At 58.9% G+C, this 22,210-nt stretch carries 26 protein-coding genes and 2 pseudogenes; 10 read left to right on the top strand and 18 right to left on the bottom strand.

Annotation, left to right across the window (positions count from 1 at the left end; genetic code table 11):
- Positions 1-74: 74 nt before the first annotated feature.
- The 9 genes from HTIA_RS10960 to HTIA_RS15495 all read right to left on the bottom strand — a co-directional run bounded on the left by HTIA_RS10960 (position 75) and on the right by HTIA_RS15495 (position 7,254).
- The gene (locus HTIA_RS10960) at positions 75-1,208 is read right to left on the bottom strand and encodes a hypothetical protein (RefSeq protein ID WP_044950805.1); all 1,134 of its coding nucleotides are present in this window, start codon (positions 1,206-1,208) and stop codon (positions 75-77) included.
- Entirely contained in the window at positions 1,201-2,019 is an 819-nt protein-coding gene (locus tag HTIA_RS10955; protein ID WP_008523820.1) for a hypothetical protein, read from the bottom strand. The genes HTIA_RS10960 and HTIA_RS10955 overlap by 8 nt, the downstream gene beginning before the upstream one ends.
- Positions 2,016-2,558 (bottom strand): hypothetical protein, encoded by a 543-nt coding sequence (locus tag HTIA_RS10950; RefSeq protein ID WP_020936364.1) that lies wholly within the window; start codon positions 2,556-2,558, stop codon positions 2,016-2,018. The genes HTIA_RS10955 and HTIA_RS10950 overlap by 4 nt, the downstream gene beginning before the upstream one ends.
- Positions 2,559-2,560: 2 nt before the next feature.
- Positions 2,561-3,127 carry a hypothetical protein gene (locus HTIA_RS10945; protein ID WP_008523824.1) on the bottom strand — a complete coding sequence of 189 codons (567 nt, stop codon included), beginning with the start codon at positions 3,125-3,127 and terminating at the stop codon, positions 2,561-2,563.
- Between the two features lie 4 nt (positions 3,128-3,131).
- Positions 3,132-4,844, bottom strand: coding sequence for a hypothetical protein (locus HTIA_RS10940; protein ID WP_008523825.1), 1,713 nt, complete (start codon positions 4,842-4,844; stop codon positions 3,132-3,134).
- Positions 4,845-4,861: 17 nt separating this feature from the next.
- Positions 4,862-5,665: a hypothetical protein gene (locus tag HTIA_RS10935; protein ID WP_008523826.1), complete on the bottom strand. Its 804-nt coding sequence runs from the start codon at positions 5,663-5,665 to the stop codon at positions 4,862-4,864.
- Between the two features lie 7 nt (positions 5,666-5,672).
- Complete coding sequence (locus HTIA_RS10930; RefSeq protein ID WP_020936363.1) at positions 5,673-6,065, bottom strand: hypothetical protein; 393 nt, start codon at positions 6,063-6,065, stop codon at positions 5,673-5,675.
- A gap of 51 nt (positions 6,066-6,116) precedes the next feature.
- Positions 6,117-6,509, bottom strand: a complete 393-nt coding sequence (locus HTIA_RS10925; protein ID WP_008523828.1) for a hypothetical protein — start codon at positions 6,507-6,509, stop codon at positions 6,117-6,119.
- 232 nt (positions 6,510-6,741) lie between these two features.
- Positions 6,742-7,254 carry a hypothetical protein gene (locus tag HTIA_RS15495; RefSeq protein ID WP_008523829.1) on the bottom strand — a complete coding sequence of 171 codons (513 nt, stop codon included), beginning with the start codon at positions 7,252-7,254 and terminating at the stop codon, positions 6,742-6,744.
- A 591-nt stretch (positions 7,255-7,845) separates the two neighbouring features.
- On the opposite strand from HTIA_RS15495, the gene HTIA_RS10915 reads away from it, so the two are divergent.
- Together HTIA_RS10915 and HTIA_RS10910 are read left to right on the top strand one after the other, a co-directional pair.
- Positions 7,846-8,097 carry a type II toxin-antitoxin system HicB family antitoxin gene (locus tag HTIA_RS10915; protein WP_008523832.1) on the top strand — a complete coding sequence of 84 codons (252 nt, stop codon included), beginning with the start codon at positions 7,846-7,848 and terminating at the stop codon, positions 8,095-8,097.
- A 3-nt stretch (positions 8,098-8,100) separates the two neighbouring features.
- Positions 8,101-8,340 carry a type II toxin-antitoxin system HicA family toxin gene (locus HTIA_RS10910; RefSeq protein WP_008523833.1) on the top strand — a complete coding sequence of 80 codons (240 nt, stop codon included), beginning with the start codon at positions 8,101-8,103 and terminating at the stop codon, positions 8,338-8,340.
- Positions 8,341-8,448: 108 nt separating this feature from the next.
- Here the strand turns inward: HTIA_RS10910 and HTIA_RS10905 are convergent, their stop codons facing one another.
- From HTIA_RS10905 to HTIA_RS10895, 3 genes are all read right to left on the bottom strand, one after another.
- Entirely contained in the window at positions 8,449-8,736 is a 288-nt protein-coding gene (locus tag HTIA_RS10905; RefSeq protein ID WP_008523835.1) for a type II toxin-antitoxin system RelE family toxin, read from the bottom strand.
- A complete protein-coding gene (locus HTIA_RS10900) occupies positions 8,726-9,001 on the bottom strand; it encodes a ribbon-helix-helix domain-containing protein (protein WP_008523836.1) in 276 nt (91 codons plus the stop codon). Before HTIA_RS10900 ends, HTIA_RS10905 begins: the two co-directional genes overlap by 11 nt.
- Positions 9,002-9,160: 159 nt before the next feature.
- Complete coding sequence (locus HTIA_RS10895) at positions 9,161-9,811, bottom strand: recombinase family protein (RefSeq protein ID WP_008523837.1); 651 nt, start codon at positions 9,809-9,811, stop codon at positions 9,161-9,163.
- A 62-nt stretch (positions 9,812-9,873) separates the two neighbouring features.
- On the opposite strand from HTIA_RS10895, the gene HTIA_RS10890 reads away from it, so the two are divergent.
- Both HTIA_RS10890 and HTIA_RS10885 read left to right on the top strand, forming a co-directional pair.
- On the top strand, positions 9,874-10,146 hold the full coding sequence (locus HTIA_RS10890) for an HNH endonuclease (RefSeq protein ID WP_008523838.1): 273 nt from the start codon (positions 9,874-9,876) through the stop codon (positions 10,144-10,146).
- Between the two features lie 181 nt (positions 10,147-10,327).
- Positions 10,328-11,161, top strand: coding sequence for a hypothetical protein (locus tag HTIA_RS10885; protein WP_008523839.1), 834 nt, complete (start codon positions 10,328-10,330; stop codon positions 11,159-11,161).
- Between the two features lie 387 nt (positions 11,162-11,548).
- On the opposite strand, the gene HTIA_RS10880 is transcribed toward HTIA_RS10885, so the two are convergent.
- On the bottom strand, positions 11,549-11,998 hold the full coding sequence (locus HTIA_RS10880; protein ID WP_008523840.1) for an HVO_A0114 family putative DNA-binding protein: 450 nt from the start codon (positions 11,996-11,998) through the stop codon (positions 11,549-11,551).
- A gap of 24 nt (positions 11,999-12,022) precedes the next feature.
- Positions 12,023-12,416, bottom strand: a pseudogene (locus HTIA_RS17465) (toxin-antitoxin system TumE family protein).
- Positions 12,417-12,659: 243 nt separating this feature from the next.
- Here HTIA_RS17465 and HTIA_RS10870 point away from each other — a divergent pair.
- A complete protein-coding gene (locus HTIA_RS10870; protein WP_008523841.1) occupies positions 12,660-13,001 on the top strand; it encodes a hypothetical protein in 342 nt (113 codons plus the stop codon).
- 464 nt (positions 13,002-13,465) lie between these two features.
- Here the strand turns inward: HTIA_RS10870 and HTIA_RS10865 are convergent, their stop codons facing one another.
- Both HTIA_RS10865 and HTIA_RS10860 read right to left on the bottom strand, forming a co-directional pair.
- Positions 13,466-13,951, bottom strand: coding sequence for a hypothetical protein (locus HTIA_RS10865; protein ID WP_008523842.1), 486 nt, complete (start codon positions 13,949-13,951; stop codon positions 13,466-13,468).
- Between the two features lie 125 nt (positions 13,952-14,076).
- Complete coding sequence (locus tag HTIA_RS10860; protein ID WP_008523843.1) at positions 14,077-15,441, bottom strand: hypothetical protein; 1,365 nt, start codon at positions 15,439-15,441, stop codon at positions 14,077-14,079.
- A 178-nt stretch (positions 15,442-15,619) separates the two neighbouring features.
- On the opposite strand from HTIA_RS10860, the gene HTIA_RS10855 reads away from it, so the two are divergent.
- Positions 15,620-15,973, top strand: coding sequence for a hypothetical protein (locus HTIA_RS10855; protein ID WP_008523844.1), 354 nt, complete (start codon positions 15,620-15,622; stop codon positions 15,971-15,973).
- Between the two features lie 119 nt (positions 15,974-16,092).
- Here HTIA_RS10855 and HTIA_RS10850 read toward each other — a convergent pair whose 3' ends face one another.
- Positions 16,093-16,332, bottom strand: coding sequence for a hypothetical protein (locus HTIA_RS10850; protein WP_021029503.1), 240 nt, complete (start codon positions 16,330-16,332; stop codon positions 16,093-16,095).
- 466 nt (positions 16,333-16,798) lie between these two features.
- Positions 16,799-18,139 (bottom strand): ISH6 family transposase, encoded by a 1,341-nt coding sequence (locus HTIA_RS10845; protein ID WP_008524214.1) that lies wholly within the window; start codon positions 18,137-18,139, stop codon positions 16,799-16,801.
- Between the two features lie 118 nt (positions 18,140-18,257).
- On the opposite strand from HTIA_RS10845, the pseudogene HTIA_RS17460 reads away from it, so the two are divergent.
- The 4 genes and pseudogenes from HTIA_RS17460 to HTIA_RS17190 all read left to right on the top strand — a co-directional run.
- Positions 18,258-18,923 (top strand): annotated as a pseudogene (locus tag HTIA_RS17460) (pentapeptide repeat-containing protein); the annotation flags it as partial.
- Positions 18,924-19,145: 222 nt separating this feature from the next.
- The gene (locus tag HTIA_RS17200) at positions 19,146-19,685 is read left to right on the top strand and encodes a potassium channel family protein (RefSeq protein ID WP_049816600.1); all 540 of its coding nucleotides are present in this window, start codon (positions 19,146-19,148) and stop codon (positions 19,683-19,685) included.
- A 266-nt stretch (positions 19,686-19,951) separates the two neighbouring features.
- Positions 19,952-21,070, top strand: coding sequence for a hypothetical protein (locus tag HTIA_RS17195; protein ID WP_008525878.1), 1,119 nt, complete (start codon positions 19,952-19,954; stop codon positions 21,068-21,070).
- Positions 21,071-21,075: 5 nt separating this feature from the next.
- A complete protein-coding gene (locus HTIA_RS17190; protein WP_242401901.1) occupies positions 21,076-22,206 on the top strand; it encodes a hypothetical protein in 1,131 nt (376 codons plus the stop codon).
- Positions 22,207-22,210 lie beyond the last annotated feature (4 nt).

The raw sequence follows: 22,210 nt of genomic DNA, 5'->3' as shown, positions 1-22,210 counted from the left end.
GCCCGTGTTATATACTATATATGCTCGCCCGACGAACGTGAACGCGACAGCCACACCCACGCGGGCGGGCGCTTTCAGGCGGTCGGGTCGTTCACGAGATCGCGGTGTTGGCCCCCGCGCCACTCGTTGATCCGATCGGAGACCCAGCCCGCCGACTTGTCGACAATAGTGCCGGCCTCGCGCATCGTGACACCGGTGTCATCGCTCCAGGGCTTGTAGGCCCGGATCACCTGGGCGATCGCCTGGTCTCGCGTGAGTTCACCGGCGTTACCGTCCTGATCGCCGTCGCCGTCGTCGAGGGCACCGTCGAAGTCGAACGTCGACTCCTCGCCGCTGTGGAAGTCCCAGCGGGCGTCCTGCACCCCCTGGATCACTTTCACGGGGTGCATCCGGTCGAGTTCGCCCGAAGTAACGTCGTCGTACACTTCGACGGTGGTTTTGGCGGTCTTCCGCCAGAGGTGTCCGTTCATCGAGACCAGCCGCCGCAGTTCCTTGGTCGCACCCTTGATCGACTGCCCGACGAGCAGGATGCCGCGTTGGGTCCCTTCGGGCGCTTCGCCCTTGCGGACGAGTTTGAGCGCGTTCGCGAGCGCGTCCCCGCGCTGCTGGTTCTCGCCCTTCCCCGAGAGATACTGGTCGGTCTCGTCGAGGACGAACAGCACGTCCGTTCGCGCTTCTTTGAAGAACGCCTCCAGGCCGTCCCAGTCGTCGACGAACTCCGGGACATCGTTGCGTTCGGCCAGACTCCGGACGTTCGTCGCGACGCGGCCCCGAGTGGCCATGTGCCAGTCGTCCGCGCGGTCGGCCGCGAACGCGGTCTTGCCCGTGCCCATGCCGCCGACGACCATTCCAACGTAGGCCTCGTCGAGTACAGCGTCGCGCATCCACGCCTGGGTGTTCGTCTCGCTCGCGTCGTCGTCGCCGTTCACAAGACCGACCGCGTACTGCATCTGGCTCACGTTCCCGTGTTGGACGGCCTCGGTCAGCGAGTCGGTGGATTCGGTAGCGACGAGGTCCCGGTAGAGTTCCGTCTCGGTGATGTCGTCGCCGTAGATCGTTGCAAGCCAGGACAGCAGCGCCCGCCGGTCGTCGTCTTGGACGACGCCCGCGTGCGGGAGCGCTTCGTCGATCTCGCCCAGGCGCTCGCGCAACTGGCCCGCGGCGTAGGTGACCTGTTCGCTGACTTTCGTCGAATCGGCGTCAGCCACTTTCTTCACCCCCATCCGGCCGAGCTTCTGCGGCCGCCGCTTGGAGCCCGTCGACAGCCGCTTCCAGCTCGGTCTCACCGACGACTGGCTTCTCACCGGTCGTGTGTGGTCCATCGCCGGTATCGTCCTCGACGTCCTGGCGGAGGTCGCTGAGGACGTCCCGGACGCGCTCGCCCTCGTAGGTGGACGTGGCCGCGTAGTCCTCGATGATGACCTGGCCGATCGCCTTCGTCGCTTTGCGAACCCGGCTGGCGATCGACAGTTCGAGGTCGATGGACATATCGGCCTCTTTCTCGATTTCTTCGCGGAGTTCCTCGACTTTCTTCTCGGCTCTGAGGAGTTCACGGTCGGATTTCGATCCGCGCCACGTGCCTTCGGCGATCAGATTCTCGGGATCAAAGCTCTCGGCCTCGTAGACCGGGTGGTTCGTGTTCTCCCACTGGTAGAGATCGCCTTCTTCGACCCACACTGACTCCCACGCGGTCGGTGTCAGTTCGTAGATCGCCGGGGTTTCGGACTTTTTGAGGCCGAGTGAGACGACGTACCGCTTCGGTGGGTCGTACAGCCAGTCGATGATCTTCGCCGCTGGGAGCGCGCCGCTGATCGCTGCGAGCAGGCCGCCGAAGAGGAACACCTTCGTCGGCTGGTTGAGAGAAATCTCGGGCAGTTCGAGGCCGAAGACCACGACGCCGAGAAGGAGCGTCAAGAACGTAACCGTCAATCCACCGCCAATCCAGTAGCGGTAGGCGATCGCGAGTTCGAGCCAGGCCGGTCGCGAGTCGTCCACCAGCGGGTTCTTCGAGTCGGTCATACGACTTGCTCCACCTCCTGCTTGCCCCCGCGAACGCGCCAGTACGCGAGTACGACCACGATCGAAAGCCCGCCCGCGAATCCGGCCGCGCCCGCGGCTTGGGCCGTCCCCCACGTGGCCTCGCCCGTGAATAGTGATCCTTGCCCGGTCTCGATGAGTTCACCGTACAATGTCTGGGACGTGCCGATCGACAGCGAGACGTACCCGCGAACCATGTCCGCAGGGATCTCGATCGTCGTGGTCTCGCCTGGTTTGACCATTACCGACCGGGTCGTGGCTTCACCACCCTGCATCAGATACGACCCGTCGGTGACGGCGATCTCTTGGAGGGCGTCACTTTGAATCTCGACGTAGGCCATCCCGGTAGTGGCATTGTATCTCGAGTCGAGCAGTGTGGTCTGGGCGTCGATGCGTTCCGTTTCGGTCGCGTCGGTCGCGTTGGGTGTCGTCGTGCCCTGTTGTGCGGCGACGGGGCCCGTCAGTCCAACGAGGAGGACGGCCGCGAGCACCGCCAGGGTGAGAGTAGTATGTCGGATCATGGTTACGTGAGAATCGACAGCAGCAGGAGTACGATAACTGCGATCGCGCCAATCTGAGCCCACAGCGGAACTCCTGACGCGGGGAGGATCGCGCCAGTACTACCGATGGGCGTCTCGACGCTTGATTCGGTCGTGGTCGTTTCGCCCGGTGACTCCGTCGTCGAGGGTTCGTACGGGATCGATTCATAGGCGAATTCGTGGCTCTGGGCCGTCCCCTCGAGATGGGCAACGAACGTCCCATCGAGACCAGCGTGAGGCTCTAACTGAGTCCAGTTCAGCGCTTTTGAGTAATAGGTATCCTCTCCAGCGTTGACGGTGACCGTCTTCTCGGCGATCTGAGTGCCACCGATGGTCCAGTTGACCGTGACAGTCCGAGCCTCGGATCCCGTGTTGTTGAGTTTCGCCTTCACCAGGTACTCTCCCGATCCTGGCTCGTTTTGATACAGGGCACCGTCTAACGACACTGTCGTCGCCGTTGCACCCGTCGCCGGCAGGACCGCGGCCGTTGTCCCCATGAGTAGCAGGACAGCCGCGAGTACTGCTACGATGCCAGTCTCTCGGCGATACATGGATTCAGTTCACCACCGAGAGGAGCAAGAGTGCGCCCAGCGCGACCACGAAGAGGACGATCCACTGGCCGAGGGCACCCAGCGCGGCGAACGGATTGGGAATACCGATCGACGGCCACGCAAACGAGCCACTACCGCCACCACCGCCTGGTGTCGCCGTCTGGTTGCGAATATCGGCGATGCGATCGCTCATGTTCCGGATGTCCTGGCGGAGGCCGCTGAGATTCGTCGCCTGGAAATCGCGATCCGGTGAGGAGAGATTCGGGTCGGAGATCTCAACACCCTGGGAATCGAAGACACCGTTCAAGCGGAAGTCCCCGCGGACGAGGTGCTGGCTGCCGTCGAGTTCGACGACGATCTGCGCACCAGGCACGTCCGTCGTGTTGTACCAGACGTCGGTCTCCCACCCGCCGATGGGCTCTTCCTGAGACATCAGCATCCCGTCGACGGTGGTCTGATTGCCACCGGGACTCGTCTGGTAGGTGATGTTCATGTAGCTGGTATTCGCTCCGGGAGCCGCGAGCCCCTGCGAGGAGAGCGCGATCACACCCTCGTTAAAGGTGGCGTTGCCACCCAGATCGAGGCTGTACTCGTTCATCTGGGAGAGTCGTGAGAGGAGATCCGTAATCGCGAAGTCCGACCCTCCGTTTTCGAGTTCGTGATAGCTATTGTTCGCGAAGGTCTCGAAGGCGGCCTTTTGCTCTTGATAGGATTCCTCGTAGTCAGTCCAGATGTCGTGCCACCGCGAGGGATCCGTGATCCCGTTGGTTTTGGCGGTTTTCAGCGGGTAGTCATCGGGGTAGTGCAGCGCTCGCACTGACGAGATGTTCGCCCAATACATATCGTCGTAATCGGTTCCAGAGCTAGGGGCGATCCGTACCTCTGTCTCGCCCTCGAGCAGCGAGTAGTGCGATTGGCTCCAGTAGGAGAATTCGTTGTTGCTGTCGTAGAAAATCTCCTGCCACGTGCCGTCGCTATTCAGCCCGTAGTAGGTTTCGTTCGGTGAGCCGAATTTGAACGTCGTGGTCTGCTTGGTCGTGCCGTCGACGAGTTCACGGGGCTGTGCCTGGACGCCCACGATATCGATCGACATCGTGTACGTGTTGGTCGTCGGGTAATTGTGCGTGTAGCCATAACCGTGATCGGTCGTGTACAGCACCACCTGGGGGTAGTAGGAGTAGGTGTGAATGCCGTATTCGAGAGCGCTGACGTCACCAGGCATCGAGAAGTGCTTGGACTCGTTGAGCGTGGTGTAGAGATCCGTGACGACGTTGTTCTGGAGTTCGATCAACTGCTTCTGGCGGGTCGCGTAATGATCGGCGAGGGCGTCAAGTCCGGCTTCTTTGGCCTCGGTGTAGTTGTCGCCGGCCTGGTAGGCTTCGAAGAACGCGGACTCGGCTTCGAGCCAGCCCTGGTTTTCCGCGTCGTAGACGCTGTTCTCGGCCGACGTCAACCCATTGTCGATGTAGGATTCGGCTTGCTGGAGATTGTTGTACGCGTCGAGCTTGTTGGCGAACTCTTCACTCGGGGCGAAGTCGTTGATCGCCTCCGCCGCAGTGCAGGTCGCGGGATTGAAGATCTGCTCGATGAGCGAACAGCCATCCGAATCCGCCGTCGCGGTTCCCACCGGGCCAACCGGCGACATCGTCGAGGCGATGGGCGACAGCACGAGTAGCGCGATCAACGCGACTGCCGCAATGTGTCTGCGTGTGCTCATAAAATCAGATCACCCCGTTAGTTCCGCCCGAGGATTGCTGCCCCGATCAGGACGAGCACGATCGCGCCGCCGGCGAGGGTGGCCGTTCCACCAGGCACGAGATCGACGCTCGGTGCGGGAATGCTGATCCCACCCACGTCGGGCACCCAGCCACCGCCGGTCTGGGCGTCATTGACCGGCGAGACATCCACTGCGACCGAGTCGTGGGCTGTCGCCGGGCTTGTCGCGAGCGTAACCGTTAGGTTGCCGCTCTGAATCCCGTCACTATCGTTGAACGACCGGGAGAGAACGCCGTCGTCGTCACTTCCATCGTAGGTCATCGAGTCCGTCAGCAGCGTCGTCCCAGCGTCGTCGAGGACCGTGACGTCGGTGGTGCCGTTGGCTTGGTAGGCGACGTCGACGTCGACGGTCTCGGTGGTCGCGTTCGCGACGGAGACCGTCCGCTCGGTGACGAGGGTCGTCTGGTTGACCGAGACGGCTGTCTCGTTGGTCGCGGTGACGTTTAGCGTGACGTTGCCCTGGGGCGCGGTCGCCGCGGAGAGTGTCACCGTCTGGGTACCGCCAGCCGACCCACTGACTGTCGTCGAATCGTACGTCGTCTCACCGGACTCCAGGGCGACCGTCGCGTTCGTGGCCGCCGAGAAGTCCAGCGTGACGTCGACGGACTGGTTGCCTGGGTCGTCGACCGCGATCGTGTCCGTCGCGACCGCGCCTGCGGCCGCTCCCGCGATGATCGCGCCGACGAGCACGAGCGCGAGTGTGAGCGTTCCGAGGCCGATACCGTACCGCAGTGTCGTACCGTTTTTGGAGTTGAGTTTCATGAATGAATCACCCGATGTACAGCAGCGCGATGTAGCCGATCGATTGGACGGCGATCGCCGCCGTGGCAGCGACTTCCATCCCCAGCAGTGCCCCCATGAACGGGACGAACGGTGGGGAGATCGTCAGCCAGACCACGGTGATGATCAGCCAGGACTGCATGGCCGACCACCCGGAGAAGCCGACGTCGTTCGTGTACAGGACCCAGCCCAGCGCCGCCAGCGCCACGACCAGGCCCAGCGATAGCTCGGTCGTGTAGCCGCCAGCGGAGACCGTGTGGAACGGAGCGCCGAGGTCGATCAAGCCCAGGTCCGCGGCGTAGAGGTCTAACTGGGCGAGATTCCCAGCGATGAAGACGGGCAGCGCCAGCAAGTCCTCGACGTCGACGGTCATCTGGGTCACGCGTGATCCCTCCGCGAACTGTGAATGTGTGAGTATCTGGCATGCATGGGATCACCCGAGGTAACTGAGCGTGTAGAATCCACCTGCCTGAATCACGAGCGCGACCAGACCGACGACTGGACTCGACTGGAGGATCGAGTCCAGCAGCGGGACGAACGGCTGGCCCAGCACGAGTAGGACCGTGATCGCGACCGTCCACGTCTCGACCAGGCCGAGATTGTCGAGTTCGGGGCCGTTCGTGAGGTACGCGATCCCGACGGCGAGGATCGCGACCAGCGCCGCGAACGAGAAGTCCAGCGTCGTGCCCGATCCCAGCCGGAACAGCGGGTCGGCGAAGTCCAACCCGAACAGCGTCAGGTCGAACAGACCGACACTGACGCCACTCGCGAGGACAAAGAACGGACTCACGACCGCGTCGTTGAGATCGATCTTACCGAACGCCATCTACGCTGTCACCCCCGTTACGGCCGAGAGCGGTGCGCAGTCGGTACAGTACGTCGAGCCGAACACCCGGACCTTGAACCGGTTCAGTCGGGTGCCACAGCACTTGCAGTGCTGCATACCCGGGGCTGGATGCTAGTCCGGTAAAAGACAGGTCGGCCGGCGGGCGGGCGTGGGAGGCCGGTGATCAGTTAATCGTCACTGGTCTGGGTGCCCGATCGACTAATGTAGTGTGTCACCCCTCCCCGCCGATTGGAAGCTTTTCGCGAGCCATCTCGACGCCCCGCTTAGGATCGAGTGCTTGCCCGCTAAAATGTTTGTACGCGACGTCCGAGTTTACACTTGAATATTCATGGTGGGCGTACACGTCGACGGTGTCTCCTTCACCAGGGAACAGCATCACGTGTAGTTGGTACTCCGCTCGTGGTTCCTCTCGATAAACCCACGAACCGACTTCCGGATCGCCGTCACGCGTTTTCAGTCGGGACAAGAGATTTCGGATGAAGCCACGCTTTTTGAGGAGTGTCTCGATTTCGTCTAGCGACTTGTCGATCGTCCCGGCGTACTCGTCTTCTTGAATCGGACGCGGTGCGGCACGCTTCGCAACCGGCTTGGCCAGTTGTGAGACGGTTTGGCGACCGCGCTCTGCCAACCCACCAACCCCCCGCACGATCCCTCGGAGTGGTGGTTTGTAATGGAGGTAAAACCCAATCTTCGCGAAGTATCTCGCCGTTCTCTTAGTGACCATCTATGAGAACGAGAGTCCGGTAGCACTGTAATAGTTTGCTACGGGTTCTGAATTGAACACGGTTCATCTGCTCACTCTGCAAGTATGCCGAACGCTTTTTTCTATCAATAGAAAATGCAATTGAAGGTATCAGGCCACAATGTGTCCCCGGTAGTGGCCATGGGCGTATCAATAGGTGAACGACAGTGAGTTCCTATCCCCTCCAGACAGTGGCGGCGACGAAACCCACGACTTCAATCCAGGGACCAAAACCGGAGAGGTCATCGAAGAACGTGGGGGACTCGATGGGTCGCACTCCAACTCGAACAGTCGAACTACGGGTTGTTGTTGGCGGTCGTTCTCGGCATAAGTTTCCCCGCTGAGTTCCTCGCAGCGATGTTGCTCCAGCTATTCTTCCCCGATTATCAAGATGTTGCTGCTGATCTGGTGCGGCCGGTCGTTTGGCTCATCAAGCAGTTTCTGGAACTGTTCGGTTGACGCCAACCTGTGAGCGTATGGTAGGCTTGTGTTCAGATGTCGTCCTCTCAAGCTGTGAAAGCCCGTAGCGAGATGGGCCGAACGCTTATCCGATCCGTTCGCGTATCTGTACCCATGAGTACGGGCCGAGAGATCCGCCTGATCGAAGAAGACTCCGGCTGGTGGTCGGCGGTCGACGAGGAGACCGGCGTCGCCAGTCAGGGTGAGAGTCGTGAGGCGGCACTGGAAAACCTCGACGAGGCTGTGGCCCTACACAAGGGTGAGATCGGGGAACCAATCGAGGACGAGGAAGCGTTCCTCAAGGAGATCGGGATCGATCCCGACGAAGTCGAGCCGACGAAAGAGCTTCCCGATTTCATGCAGTGATCGATGTCGGCACGCTTCTCCGGACGAGACGTCGTGAAGGTGCTCCGCAAACACGACTACGAGTTCGTTACCCGGACCGGGAGTCATATTCAGATGCGGGATGTGACCGACGACGGCGAGGTGCGGAACGTGACGGTGCCGCTGCACGACGAACTCGATACTGGAACGCTCCACAGTATCGCTGATCAGTGTGGGGCCAACGATTTCGCGGCGTTTTGCGAGTGGATCGACAAGAACCGGTGAGTTACCCCCACACGTCGTCGGCCTCCTCGGCCAGCTGCCGACCAGTGTACTCGATGTAGTCGCTCGCACTGGGGAGATCGGCGAGAAGGGGTCGGTAGCGGGAAGGGGTTAGTCGTCGGCCGTGTACGCCCCGCCTCGGGAGCGAACACTCTCGACGCGAAGCAGACGCTCGTCGTGTAAGAGACGGCAGCCGAGGCGATAGTCACCGACGCGGAGTTTCTTGAACGGCGAGTTCGTCAGCGGTTCCAGGTAATCGCCGGGTTCGCGCCACTCCGAGGAGACCACTTCGTCGAGTTTGTCCATGATGCGTTCCTGGGTGTCGTCGTCGAGTTGGGCGAACTGATCCTCCGCCCGTGGGGAGAACGCCCAGTCCCACGCGTCGTCGTCACTCGTCATCGTGGCCGTAGGTCGCCCGCATCTCCTCGCTGGAGATCACGTCGCCATCGGTGAGATCGGCTTCACTGATCGCCAGGTCCTTCCAGAAGCCCGCGCCTTCTGGGTTGTTGACCGCGTCGCGGAGTGCATATCGGATGAACTCGCTCCGGCTGTTGAACCCCCGTTCGCGCCAGGACTCGTCGACGACGTCGAGAAACGACCGCGAGATCCGGAGGTTGATCCGGTCGATCTCGGGATCGGGGTCGTTGGCGTCGGTTTCTGACATACGTACGTGTGTCTATCGCGCGTACAAATAGCTGTTTTGGGGAGCAAACCATCATCAGGCAGACGCAGCGGGCCCAAGAGAGAGGTCATCAGCCCCAGACGTCGTCGGCCTCCTCGGCCAGCTGCCGACCGGTGTACTCAATGTAGTCGTTGGTGGCGGCTACAGCCCGTACAACTCGCGCCGGTCTTCGAGTGCCCGACGGATGGTTCTCCGGCCACAGTCCAGTCGGTCAGCGGCTTCACGCTGGCTCAGTTCGCCTACATCGACCATATCAAGCACGGCACAGACGCGATCATACTCTACCGATTCGATCAACCTCCCATCGTCTTTCTCGAAACCGAGTGGGGCCGGCCCATGGTGATATTCGTCGTTCCGTTTCCGTGCTGCAATCCCGTCACGCACCCGCCGTTGTGTAATTTTGGCTTCGAATTCCCCGACGGCAGCCAACACCTGCAAGATGAGTGTTTGAGTTGGGTCGTCGTCGTCGGCACGCACTTCGACCGGATCGTCAATGAAATGGAGTTCGACGTCACTCTCGCGCACCCGCTCAACCGTGCGCACTAAATCCCGAACCGATCGAGCGATCCGAGACATCTCTGTAACGACGACCACGTCAATCTCGCCTTCGTCGACAGCAGCCATGAGGTCCTGATACGCCTCCCGGTCAGTGTCGGTACCAGTATCAGCATCAGCGAACGTCATCACGTTGGCCTCTGGAAAGTTCGCTTCGACGTATTCAGCCGTTGCATCCGTCTGCCGAGACAGGTTCTGGTCTGCGGTCGACACGCGGTGATAGGTCGCGACGTTCATGCCCACCAGTTCACAGTATTTAAAGAAAAGGTTAATGCCCAGATGGGCACATACTATAGTCAATGCCCACTAGCGAGTCCTGTCAGATCTGCGGCCACCAGAACGAATCGATACTCGAAGAACACCACCTCATTCCGGCTCGTCGAAATGGGCCCGATAGCGACGAGAACTTAGTAACCGTCTGCCCGAATTGTCACAAAGCCCTTGAGAATATCTACGACCGGTCGTTCTGGGAACTCGTCGAAAAACGGGACATTCGCCGTGAGCCAGAACAAGCAAAGATGAGCGAGGAGGAATTGCATGAAGAGGCCAACGAAATTTGGGGCTCCGAGTGAGACCAGCAGGTCAAAAACACCTCGGTGTACAGCACTGTCACCTGGCTGCGAGTGTCTTCGGAGAGGGGTGTATGCGATCAGCGGTGCTCAATATAGAGTGTGTAGATAACAACCCATGATAGCTCAAAATCGCTCTTTGACTCTGGAGTAGTTATTTGTATCATTCGAACAATCAGACACTATGAAGCGACGGGATCTCCTCGTTGCGGGCAGTACGGGCTTGCTTCTCGGATCGAGTGGTTGTCTCGGCAGCCTCGACGGAACGAATGACGGCGGTTCGAACGAACCGATCGATCTCGACTGCGAGCCCTACAAGGGCAAGTTCGGGATACTCACCGTTGGCGTCCCCGTGGCCGTCCCCGACGACGCAGCAGTCATCGATATCGAGGAAATGGGTATCATCGAGTACGACGCTATCGAAGCCGAGATGGAGCACGCGAGAGAGACTCGCTCAGAGGCTGAGGACCGGATCAGCGAGATTGACGAAGAAGGAGAAATGCAGCAGACGGGAAGCGTCAAACTCGGCAACGGAGACAGATACGCGAACGTCAAGGAGTCGCTCAACGAGTACGAATCGATCGAAACCGTGGGCCTCAGCCCGAAATGGTACGTAACATACCAGGGCGACGTCTACGGACTCTCGCTCGGAGCGAGTCCGCTCCCGTTCGAACTCGGCATCGGCTACGACTATGACGCGACGAAGCATGCATGGATCAATATCTACGCCGTCGAGTCCGTCCCCGACGACGCGGTCGTGATCGATGCCGTCGAAACGGACCTCAACGAACACGAGCACCTCGGAGAAGTACTCACGATCGCAGGCTGCAGCGACGAGATTGAGGGTATCCCGAGGTGGGAGGAGAATCAAATCGCAGAGCGCTACTACATTCCGCCCGACGAGTATGAGACGGTTCGTGATCTACTCGGGGAATCGAAAGAACACGGTCACAGCTGGTATGTCGGGTACGACGCCGAAGTCTATCGACTTACTCTCGGTCAGAGCGTATCGGATTAACCCGTAATGCAGGGTACGTGTCGTTGCTAATCCAATTTCGTTATTCAGAGTCCCGCCAGAATCCCATGATCGATGGGCATACTCACTGAACAGTTGTTTCACTCCTCGCATAGAACAAACGGTCCTGTAAAACAGTCCTATGACAGGCTCTCTGTGACGACTAAATCGATCTCGACGAGGTGATCCCGAACCCCGCGGGGTGAGCCGTGTCACAAGCACTGCTGGGCAGAGCAAACGGGAGCGCCGGACTGGTTCGCCGACCTCGTGTAGCACGGGTCAGCGAGTAGGGGCCGATGCCGGTCGGACCCGTTCTCGTGACCGTGGGTGGGATTGAGGCGGAATGGATTGCAGAACGCCGACTACGCAGCTATCGTCGATCCTCCAGAGTCACGGCGCTGCGGCAGCTGTATCGCCAGACGCTGGATCGAACGGGAGAGTGATGAGAAGTTCGTCGAACCAGACGATTGGTCGTTTCCGTTGGCCGTCCTCCTCGAAGAAGATGATGCCCAGCTGGGCGAGTCGACTGAGTTCCTCGTGGACGTTCTTCACGTCCCGATCGACAACGCGTGCAGTCTCGTTGATGCTGGCTGGCTCTTCCTGGCGGATGGCCTCGATGAGATCGAGGACGCGCGGCGTCAGCGTTGCCATCAGGTCGTCGTAGCTCGTGAACGAGATCGTCGGCGTGGCCTCCACCGCGTCACCTTCTTCGAGTCCCTCGATGCCATCGGTGACGTCGTCGTGGAACTCGTCGGCCGACTTGACAGTCACGATGAGGGTCGTTTCGGCTCGAAGCTGTTCGCGCTCCATCGGATGCAGCGGCGGCGTGGTATCGTTCATGGGGATCACCGTGGTGTAGTGGCCTCACTCGACGTCGAACTCGGACTTCGGGATCTCGCTCCAGAACCGTTCCCAGAGTTCGACCATCCCGGGGAAGTCGATGATTTCCGGGTCGGGATCCGGTGCGACGTGCAGTTCGTGTCCCTTAGTGTCTTCGTGGGAGTTGTCGTCTCGAAACGGCAGCGCCGTTTCGACGAGTCGTCGAAAATCTTCGATTTTCGAGATACCGACGAATCGTCCCATCGGCAAGCGTGCGAGGTGGATCCGGCTCGGTCGCGCCGTAGTGGAGCTTGTAGGCCCACCCAGATGGGTACGCGTCACGATCTGTCCGCATGCAGAACACGCGGACGACGGTCCCATCGGGGTACTTCCTCGCTTCGCTTACGCCATCCAGGTCGTCGTCGGTCGGTGCGGCCATCCTCAACCATTGGTACGCAGACCAACGGCATAAGAGTATTGGTCAGCAGACCAATTCCAAGGCACGTTGGCGAGGCCTGCGGCAGCTCACGCGCGATGGTGATTGGCAGATCACTCGCAGATACAATGGCCCCCGCATGCGGTATGGCGAAAGAGCCGGTCGGACACAGCACCGTGCATGGCAAGCGCAGACACTTTATAGGAATTCGAAACTTCTAAACTGGGTTTCGCCGAGTACCACACTATGGCGGGTTTCCTCGGATTCATCCTGGTGCTTTGGGTGGTGCTGGGGATCGCAGTGGGGATCGACGCGAGTATCAACAGCTCTCAGAGTGGGTTTCTCTGGGGACTGGCCGTCTTCATCGGCGGCATCTTCGGCGTGTTGATCTACGTCCTGGTCGGGCGGGACAAACCGGGTCGCGAGACATCGACCCGGCGGACGAGCCAACCCAGAAGTGCCGGCGCAGCTGGACAGGGAGACGTCAGCCACGTGTGCAAGTCCTGTGGAGAGACGTATCGGACGACTCCGTCGACGGAGATCGATACGTGCCGGAGTTGTGGCGGGGTTCACGTCGAGCGCGTCTGATCAGTGGCGGTATAACTCGTGTTTCTGTTGGGCGCGTCCGCGACTGCCGACGAGTGTCTCACACCGCTGGTCGTAATGAAAGACGGACCGGGAATGGTGGACCGCGAACGGAGTATACTCAAACAACGTCCGGTCCACTCGGGTCCCTCTGGGGAGAGGGTGGGGGGTGGAAGTCTTCCGGTCCATCGCCACGTCCCGGCGACAGCGGCAAGAATCTTGTGGCCGAATCGCATGGCTGGACGGTGTCGACAGAGCACCCGCATGCGGGGGAGGGAAAATACCGGGTCGGGGGACCCGGAGACTGGCAATTGATTGCACCGGCCAGGGAGACCGGCCGGGCAGATCGCAACGTATCGCCGGGCCGGTAACGGGGGCACGCCCCGACCCAAGAGTACCTGTCGAGGGGCGTGTATGTAAACCGAACGCGTAGCTTCAGGACGAGAAGTTTGCCCTGCTGCCAGTGCTCACTGCTGTGCGCCTCTGATCGCGTGTGGAACCTCTTCTAAGTCTCCGCGTTTGAATGTGTACGTGTTACTCGACGTCCGGAGGAGCAGCGTCGGGCCGTAGGTGAGGAGTGCGCCGACGATCAACGCCGGTCCAGCGACCCACAACAGAGCCGAGAGGCCGACGTCGACGAGATCCGGGAGCAGGTCCGGGAAGATCTCCGTCGTCGAGTACGCGTAGGCGGCGACGAAGGTTACGAGCGCACCGACGAGGTAGTCGAGCGGGATCGTCGGCGGTTCGTACTCGATCGCATCGATGCTGTGGAGGTCGATATCGACGACTCTGGAGCCGGTCGTGAACACGACTCGGTGCGACGTACACGCGAGGTCGACCGAATCCATGTACTCGCCCGATACGGCCGCATTGTACGTCTCCGTCCGGTGATAGACTTCTTCGCGATCGTGGAGGTAGTCGTCCAACCCGACCCCCGACAGGATAGAGGCCATGGCGGAGCGGTTGGGCGGCTGGGACGTAAATCTGTGTGGTGGGTTGGTTGCTCGCTCACAGAGGGGTCTTCGGACGCCTCTCGAAACAGCGTAGGCGGGAAGCGATGGCGCTAGCGACGCCAGTCTCACGACGAGCTGTCGACGGGGATCGGCTCTTGGTACTCGCTGGTCAGCATATCGTGTGGGGTGCCATCGTTGGAAATCCGCACCTTCACACGAAGCGGTTTGCCATCCGGTGGTTCCGGATGCAACTGGCTCGTGGTCTCAGCGTCTGGGGCGAGCCGGGAGGCAGTCACTCGGTCCGAGGCGACCACCGTTTCGGATTTATCCTCGATGAGAGTCTCGACCGTGGGCTGGCCCGGTGCATCCCCCACGTTTTTCAGCTTCACCTCGACTTGCAGGCGTTTGTCCGAAATCGTGACGGCATACGAAAAGACGAAGACGGGATTGGAGTTGACGGGTGCGAACTCCGGCGTCGCATTCTGTAAGTCCGGTGGCGCTTCGCCAAGACCCCACTCCGGGTTGGTCGACTCGACGTAGTAGTAGTGCTGGCCGTCGTGTACGTAGGCGGTGCCGTCGAGCCCTGCCTCGCCGAGGACACCGACCGCCATGTGCTGGTGGTTGGGGAAAATCAGCAGGGTCGTCCCGTAGTCGAACTGCTCCAGTAGCGACGCCAGGAGAATGCACGTGTCTTCACAGTCGCCGTCCTTGTCGACCAGCGTCTCGATCGGGTATTTCGGGTACTCGTTGTATCCGGTGCCGACCTCGTCTGTCGTGTATTCGAGATGCTGGACGAAGGACATCATGTGCTCGATCACGGCCATATCGGTGTCGGTCCCTTGTTGGGCCGCGAAGTCTTCGAACTCCGTGACGAGGTTGTCGAGATACGGGTCGTCGTAGGAGTCCGAGACGTAGGCTCCGTATTGCGGGACGCGCCGCCGGTTCTCGTAGTACGTGTGGAGCGTTTCTGGGATTTCGAGGACGAGTGACGAAGGGCCAGCCACGGACTCCTGCGTGTAGGTCTTGATCATCGTATCGGCCGTTTCCAGGTCCGGATCCGTACTCCCACTGACACCGAGCAGATGCATCGGTGGGACCGAGATGTCGGGCGTCACCTGTGAACCAACCACGAAAGAGGAGGCCGACATCATGCCGTCGAAGGATCTCGCTGGTGTTTTGAGCGTGAACATCTCACTCGCCTTGGCTACGCCGTGATCTGTGTCGGGGCCTGCGACCGTATACGTCCCACTCTGGGTGATCGTCCGAATCGTACCTTCCCCCAGCCGTTCGATCTCAGCACGGGCTTTGTCGTTGAGGGCGATCGTCACCGTCACGCGATACCCGTCGTCGAGGTACGCCTCGGACCACGCTGCGGTCGCGTCTTCGGCGCGTGTCGGTTCGTTCGGTTCAGGCGTAGCGGAATCGTCGAGACACCCGGCCAGCGTCGGTAGGCCAGTCGCGAGCGTAGCCAGGAGGGCACGTCGGCGCATCGATAGGCGGTGGGTTCTCTGGCCGTGTATTTCAAGTCTTGGCTATAGGTTCTCGGCGTCGGCGGGCCAGTCGTCGGTCGGTCTGAGTGCCTTGGCCGCGATCGCGTCAGCGAGTGCGTCCGCACGCCGTTGGCGAGTCTTCGGCAGCTATTTGTCACAGAAGAATGCCTATTCGCGTATGCGAGTGACACGACGTGACGTCCTCGGTACCAGTGTCGCCGCCGGTGTGAGCGTGATCGCCGGGTGTAACGGGGTTATGGGAGGGCCAGATCCAGAAGTCGTCGATACCGAGTCGAATGCTGGTCTCAGCGGGGCGCTTGGTGGCGAGGTCGACGTGTACGTGCTCGTCGAGAACCGTGGTGACACGGGTGACGTGACCGTCGAAATCGAAACCCAAGACGCGAACGGGAACACGATCAACCGCCACGAGCAGACCGTCGAGATCGAGGGCGACAACAGTCGTCGAGTCGATTTCTCATTCTCGCCTGCGAACGGCGTCGAACAGTATCGGGCGACAGCCGAGGCCGCGTAGCTTCGACGCTCGCGATCAGATGGTTGCCTACGGTATGCGGACTTCCTGGACATGCAGCCGAGCGTCAGCAAACGCGTGTAGTACTCCGGGCGGACGCGTCTGTGAGGGCGTCGCTGCGATCACTCGGGGTCGGCTGCTTGCTCGTCGGGTGCCGTGGCGGTGGCGACCGCACTCTTGATGCCTTGAAACAGGCCGTGGATCGCGACGAACAGCCCCACCACGAAGATCGCGCCGAAGAAGGCGAATTCATTGAGGTAGTTGGCCGTCGTCGCAAGGCCGTACGTCAGCAGGGCGAGGACGGTCCCGGTGACGACTTCCAAGGTTGGGAGGGCGTGGGACGTGGGTGCTGGTTCCGGCACGGGGCTAAAGGTGGTTGTGTTTTGGTGGTATGTCCGGTATCGGGTTCGTGGGTGTCGGGCCGCTCCAGATCCGATCGAGCTGGGTGTGGATCACGTCGCAGGGCAGGCTTTGCTTGGCGACGATCCGGCCGATGAGTGTTTTGGCATGAACGACGCGTGGTGGTAGCGGCCACGTGGGTGTGGTATCGGCGAGTTCGTCGAGGGTCTGGACGATTTACAGCCAGTATCGAGGGTGGAGATCGTCAGTGGTGGGCATCGACGAGGGTTGGGGTGCATGCTGGTCTTTGAAGGTGAGGAGAGTTTTCTTTACCCCGGCGGTGGAACGCAGGGGGTATGGCCACGGACGAGGCGGCCGTTCCCGACGGCCGGTGTGGGTTTACTCTGCAGCCGGAGGATGTTGGTGCGGAAGATGATTATAATGCCCTATCTGCGTGGTATGAATATATTGGTCGTGTCGCAAAGCGGTCTAGAGTTTGCCTCTGGTACTCTCAATTGAGAGGTCACAGCTCATTGCTGTTTTGGTCGATCGCTGGAGCAGTTCATCAAGGAACGCCTGGTAGTGCTCTGGATCAGCGTACTTCACCAGCCGAAGCTGGAGTATCGCCTCTAATCCCTCCGTTGTCCAGCGCATCCACTGGTTCTTGCATCGCTTGCTGACTTCGCCCATCAGCCGTTCGACGGGGTTCGAGGTCCACGGCACCTCGAACCCCTCGACAGCCTGCTCGGCAAACGTCACGATCGACGGCACCCACCGCCGAAGATACCCCGCAGCCTTCTCTGACCCGTACTGATCCAACTGCCACGCTGTCTTCTCGATACGCTCGGTCGTTCGCGCGATCCGCTCGCGGATCGCCGCGAACTCCTCTTCCGGCCGGTGCTTGGCGACCGAATTCTTCAGATGGAACACCTCGTCGATCACCTCCGAGACGATCTCGTTTCGTCGATCCAAGGAGAACACGCCGTCGTCCCAGAGGTTGTAGTCCAGTGTTCGGCCGACGTGGACGAGATCAAGTTGGTGATTGCGATTTTCGTCGGTAAAGGCCGTGACCATACCCTCCTCAGCGTCACTGACGACCGTCGCGTCGTCAGTGACTGCGTCGATGTCGTCGAGGTCGGCGGCTGTCTCGTCCCAGTCAGCGTTGACCGAGAGATCCAGCAGGGAGCGGGACTCCTCGGCAGTATCTTTGCCGAGCGTGGCTTGGACGGAGTGGTACGAGCGGTCGTCGTCTTGACTGTGACACTTCGTGGCGTCAGGAATAACCGCATCAGCGTCTGTGTCAGCGACACAGTCTGGAAGGAACTGTTTGAGCTTGCTGCCGTATTCTCTGGCGCGGCGGTTGATCGTGGTCGGCGACGGCATCTCCGAGAGGATGCCGTCGCCGTGGTCAGCGGCGTCACGATAGCTGAGCGAGGTAGCGAGATCGACGCTCTTGGCCGCAATGTCCTGCTGATAACGGTTTTCTCCGTCGAAGCTAAGAACATCTTCGACGGGGCGGAAGTAGCTGGGTTCGTCGTGGTCAGCGGCGGTATCTTCGACGTAGTGAAGGTCGAATTCGTGCTCACCGGCGGTTGTGACGGCCGTGCGGGTATCGGTACCGGCGCGTTGGTAGCGCTGGTCACCGTTGCCGTGGGCGTGTTTTTCACCACAGAGCGCCTCGACGCGAGCCGCGTCGAGGCTCTCGACGAGTCCTTCGAGAAGAACTGATTCGATGTTCTGATCGGTGATGAACTCGGCAAGCGTGGCCAGCGGTATCGTTTTGTCGTCGTCGATGCTAACGGTCAACCGCACGTCGATTGTGGCGTGCATGGGGCACCTCTCGGAGTGGACACCAGAGGCGTCCCCTTCCTCAGGGGAGTCAGTTACTGAACTCTAGAGGACTTTGCGACACGACCAATATATTGAGGCCGTCAGTTGCTGGCGGCCTGTGTGGGATGAGCATGAGGAGACAAGCCGGTGTTTCTGGCATGCGGATATTAATGACAAAACCGGTGAAGAACTCCGCATTCACCGAGTAGACGGACCGGAACGACTGGATGGGGCAATCCTCCGTGGGACTGAGACAAACACTCCGGTTTCGTTCGTAGAATGTGGACTGATTGGAGCCACATTTGAAGGAGTGGCTCTCCCGGGTGCTGATTTTGGGAGGGCAGCGCTTACAAGAACTCAATTCCCTGCTGCAGATCTCCGACGCGCCGAGTTCCCAGATGCCAATCTCATGAACGCTGAGTTCCCCGATGCTAATCTCCGACGCGCCGAGTTCCCAGATGCCAACCTCATGAACGCTGAGTTCCCCGATGCCGACCTCTGGAACGCCAAGTTCCCAGATGCCAACCTCATGAACGCTGAGTTCCCCATTGCCAAACTCCGGAACGCCCGCTTCCTCAATGCCTACCTTCTAAGCGCAAACTTCCATAATGCCGACCTCCGGTATGCCAAGTTCCTCAATGCCCACATCCGAAGCGTAGATTTCACTGACAGTAATCTTCTGGGAGCCGATCTCTCCGATGCCAATGCGAGTAGAGCAGTCTTTCGGCATGCTAACCTACAAGACACCGTTTTAGCGGATACTGACTGTCGTTATGCCACATTCACGAGCACACTACTCTATGAAACTGTCTTTAAGGACACGCGCATCAATTCTCAAACTACATTTTTTGACCGTGAAAGTACGTTCTATGACTCCAGTGAGTCTCTCTCCCGAATTTCACGTATTGGTCAGTCAGTGAAATCTGCACTCGGGAGGGGTTCGTCGTTCGCTTCGCGCCCGACTTGTGTCTATGAAGAAAATCCAGGCACCGAGTCCAAAGAAAAGGTGCCGAAATCAGAATCGCTCCCCGACGGCGTCAACCGGTTCGCTGCTTCGAGATGGGTTTACCGTCGCCTCGAAGCACTACACGAGGAGAACGCATTATCGGAAGAGGCACGAGATTACCACATCAGCAAGGAAGAAGCCGAACGCAAGCTGCTGAAAGAGCGCGGCGACCCGCGCCGGCACGTGAAGACACTCATGTGGGCGCTGTCGAAACACGGTGAGAGCGTCAAGCGCCTGTTGGCGTGGTGGGTTGGTGTGATCGTCCTGGCGGGGCTGACGTTCCCGTTCGTCGGCGGGGTCAAGGAGCCCGACGGGACGACGCACGCGATCGCGTCGCTTGGGGAGCTGGGGACGTGGGCCGGCGTCAGTGACGTGCTGTTGAACGTCTACTTCAGTGTGATCACGTTCTCGACGATCGGGTACGGGGACCTCTCGCCCGCGAGTGCGTGGTCGCGGGTACTCGTCGCGGGGGAGTCGCTGGTCGGGGCGATCCTCGTTGCCCTGTTGGTGTTCGTGCTTGGGCGGCGGGTGGCGCGGTAGCACAGGGCCGTATGATATTAAATATCAAAGGTAGCCGAGATTCTGAAGGAAGAGACCGAATAGGGTAATCATTTTCCAATACTCTCCATTGTATTTGCTGCTCAGATTTCTTGAACCCGGGCGATGTAAATGTCAGCTCCATATTCACTTTCACTATGGTTACCCCACCTTGATACTCTTGCACACTCTATATCCACCTAAGGCGCAAGAAACTAATGGGAGCCGCTGAATTCAGAAACCAACCCAAATCATAGAAGAGGGCGACCGTGCAAGACACCAATCTGTACCAGTTCACCGATCTCGAAAGCCTTGAAACGCTGTACGCATGGGCCAGTGAGGCAATCGAGCAGGAGGAGAACCCGGTCAGATCGCTCACATTCATTGCAGAAGAGAAGCCAAAGCAGATTTTCGCGAGCGATGCCCCTACAGGATTTTCTGTTGAAATTGAGGATCGTGAGGATTTTTTTCGACTTGATTTGACCCGCCGAATCAAAGGGTCGGGCGAGGAGTACAATGAAGACGGCTACAAGTTCCTGTCGGGCTCAGTCTATATTTTTAACCACAACAAAACGCAAGCCTACACAGCGTTCTCAGTCTCTGACCGAGAATTCTTCAACCAAGCAGTCCGCAGATACATCCAAGCCCTCCCACCGTCCATTTCGACGTCATTTCTTTCCACCGATGAACTCCAACAGTTATTGAATAAGCTCAATGATGAGATCAACGGCAACCTCTACGTGACAAAGGGGGTGACGAAATCCCCAAGCGGCGACACCGAGGTCAAATACTTCGATAACAGCCGGTATTTCGAACTTTTCAACACCGAGGAAGTCAGTCAGCAAAACTACTACGTTGATAAAATTGAGTTCGAACTTCGACAGGCCAATCACGAATTCCAGGGCCAGATTTCTCGGAAGGGGGCCTCGCGCTACGTGAGTGGTAGCGAAAGTATCTACTTCAATAAAATTCTCCCGAACTTTGCGACACTTCTCTCGGAAAAGGGAGACCTGTTCAACGATAAAGCACGAGAATACGGTTCCCGAGAGGCTGAGACGATAGAAATCACATATGAGGAAGGGTCGATCAAAGGGCGGGAAGAAAACGTTCGCTTGATTAACGCACTTGAGGGCCTGAAACGCTCGTCGATTACCGTTTATCATAAGAATCCGTATATGCATGCGTCAGTCTTGGACTACGAAGATGGGACAAACGCTGACGTCTTCCTCACTTCAGACCGTCGTGTGAGTATTGTCCCAGGGTTCAATGCTTCCCGAAAGGCCCTATCCCGGATCTGTAACCGGATCAACCAAGGGTTTCTTGAAGGGACTGTCTCCGAAGGGAAGGAACGCAGTAAGGACCCCGAAAAGTACTTCGTTCAGGGGTGACCGTAGTGAAGGGACAGGACAAGTACGAACGCTGTGTCGAGCAAGCATTCACTGAGTTCTCTTCCTATGACGAAGTTGTCGATATTGTGGCCGCTTGGGAGCAGTTTCTAAGTGATATCAGCATAACATCCGCTTTCGAATTCCGATGGTTTCCGAAACCAATTACGAGCGACTCTGGCTCTGAACGAACGCCGACATTCACTGCATCGCTCACCCCAGAGTACAGCATTGTGGCTGATGTGATACAGGAGGTTCCCAGTGATGCACAGGCTTTTCGAGAGCGATTAGCCCCATTCACCACTATTGAGACGAGTGATATCTCCCATAATGGTACTTCGCCAGAGACCATAGACATCTGTCTGCACATCACAGATGAACAAGCCCAATCTGCACGAGTTCACCTCAACTCTTTTGACGATGAGTTTCTTCGGGATCCTCATCTCGTCCCATTACAATTTAGCCTTATTGACCAAGACACCATACCAAAGTATAAGTTTGAGAGAATGTCGTTGGTTGGAGAGAATTTTCGGGATGGATCGCTGCCAGATCACTCTCAGATGAGTACCCAAATGTCTTCAGACGGGGGCTTAGCCAGTATTCAAATTCCAATCTCAGATTTTGACCGGAATAAAGCGACTGGCGTACTCTGCAACAAACAACCCCCGAGTCTCTATCTCGCCTGCCATATGTGGGATCGGGTGTTCTATGACCAACTCAACGATAGTCAGCGCATTGAATGGCAACGTGAGGATCCAGACCAAACACTCACATTCGAAGTAGAGGTCAACTCTCTAACGGACAATCTCAATAACGACTACATTCCTAATGGATCTGTCAGTTCGGAATGGGTTGAAGAAACCTTAGAATATCTTTGTGTTGTCGAAACAGCTCAGAAGCTGACTGATAATCGATACCAAATCGACTTCCGTAATCTCCGCGAGAAACGCCGAGAGTACAAGGACGTCATCGTTCGTGGTGGAGAGTTTTCAGACCTGGCGATGCTGTTTGCAGGATGGCACTGTGAGAACGAAGTCGAACTCGACACGGACGATCTACAAGAGCTGACTGAACCAGGGAGTCCAGACGATGACACCGACTCAAAGGATTATACACAGCCTACCATCGGAGAGTACTGACTGG

Origin of the sequence: Halorhabdus tiamatea SARL4B (genome assembly GCF_000470655.1) — an archaeon.
Taxonomy (GTDB): Archaea; Halobacteriota; Halobacteria; order Halobacteriales; family Haloarculaceae; genus Halorhabdus; species Halorhabdus tiamatea.
Note: the sequence above shows the minus strand (reverse complement) of the source record. Positions and strands in the feature narration are given on the sequence as shown.

Excerpts from the sequence above, each read along its gene's own strand:
- HTIA_RS10955 (WP_008523820.1), bottom strand. The coding sequence starts at position 2,019 with ATGACCGACTCGAAGAACCCGCTGGTGGACGACTCGCGACCGGCCTGG.
- HTIA_RS10950 (WP_020936364.1), bottom strand. The coding sequence starts at position 2,558 with ATGATCCGACATACTACTCTCACCCTGGCGGTGCTCGCGGCCGTCCTC.
- HTIA_RS10945 (WP_008523824.1), bottom strand. The coding sequence starts at position 3,127 with ATGTATCGCCGAGAGACTGGCATCGTAGCAGTACTCGCGGCTGTCCTG.
- HTIA_RS10940 (WP_008523825.1), bottom strand. The coding sequence starts at position 4,844 with ATGAGCACACGCAGACACATTGCGGCAGTCGCGTTGATCGCGCTACTC.
- HTIA_RS10935 (WP_008523826.1), bottom strand. The coding sequence starts at position 5,665 with ATGAAACTCAACTCCAAAAACGGTACGACACTGCGGTACGGTATCGGC.
- HTIA_RS10925 (WP_008523828.1), bottom strand. The coding sequence starts at position 6,509 with ATGGCGTTCGGTAAGATCGATCTCAACGACGCGGTCGTGAGTCCGTTC.
- HTIA_RS15495 (WP_008523829.1), bottom strand. The coding sequence starts at position 7,254 with ATGGTCACTAAGAGAACGGCGAGATACTTCGCGAAGATTGGGTTTTAC.
- HTIA_RS10915 (WP_008523832.1), top strand. The coding sequence starts at position 7,846 with ATGAGTACGGGCCGAGAGATCCGCCTGATCGAAGAAGACTCCGGCTGG.
- HTIA_RS10910 (WP_008523833.1), top strand. The coding sequence starts at position 8,101 with ATGTCGGCACGCTTCTCCGGACGAGACGTCGTGAAGGTGCTCCGCAAA.
- HTIA_RS10905 (WP_008523835.1), bottom strand. The coding sequence starts at position 8,736 with ATGACGAGTGACGACGACGCGTGGGACTGGGCGTTCTCCCCACGGGCG.
- HTIA_RS10900 (WP_008523836.1), bottom strand. The coding sequence starts at position 9,001 with ATGTCAGAAACCGACGCCAACGACCCCGATCCCGAGATCGACCGGATC.
- HTIA_RS10895 (WP_008523837.1), bottom strand. The coding sequence starts at position 9,811 with ATGAACGTCGCGACCTATCACCGCGTGTCGACCGCAGACCAGAACCTG.
- HTIA_RS10890 (WP_008523838.1), top strand. The coding sequence starts at position 9,874 with ATGCCCACTAGCGAGTCCTGTCAGATCTGCGGCCACCAGAACGAATCG.
- HTIA_RS10885 (WP_008523839.1), top strand. The coding sequence starts at position 10,328 with ATGAAGCGACGGGATCTCCTCGTTGCGGGCAGTACGGGCTTGCTTCTC.
- HTIA_RS10880 (WP_008523840.1), bottom strand. The coding sequence starts at position 11,998 with ATGAACGATACCACGCCGCCGCTGCATCCGATGGAGCGCGAACAGCTT.
- HTIA_RS10870 (WP_008523841.1), top strand. The coding sequence starts at position 12,660 with ATGGCGGGTTTCCTCGGATTCATCCTGGTGCTTTGGGTGGTGCTGGGG.
- HTIA_RS10865 (WP_008523842.1), bottom strand. The coding sequence starts at position 13,951 with ATGGCCTCTATCCTGTCGGGGGTCGGGTTGGACGACTACCTCCACGAT.
- HTIA_RS10860 (WP_008523843.1), bottom strand. The coding sequence starts at position 15,441 with ATGCGCCGACGTGCCCTCCTGGCTACGCTCGCGACTGGCCTACCGACG.
- HTIA_RS10855 (WP_008523844.1), top strand. The coding sequence starts at position 15,620 with ATGCGAGTGACACGACGTGACGTCCTCGGTACCAGTGTCGCCGCCGGT.
- HTIA_RS10845 (WP_008524214.1), bottom strand. The coding sequence starts at position 18,139 with ATGCACGCCACAATCGACGTGCGGTTGACCGTTAGCATCGACGACGAC.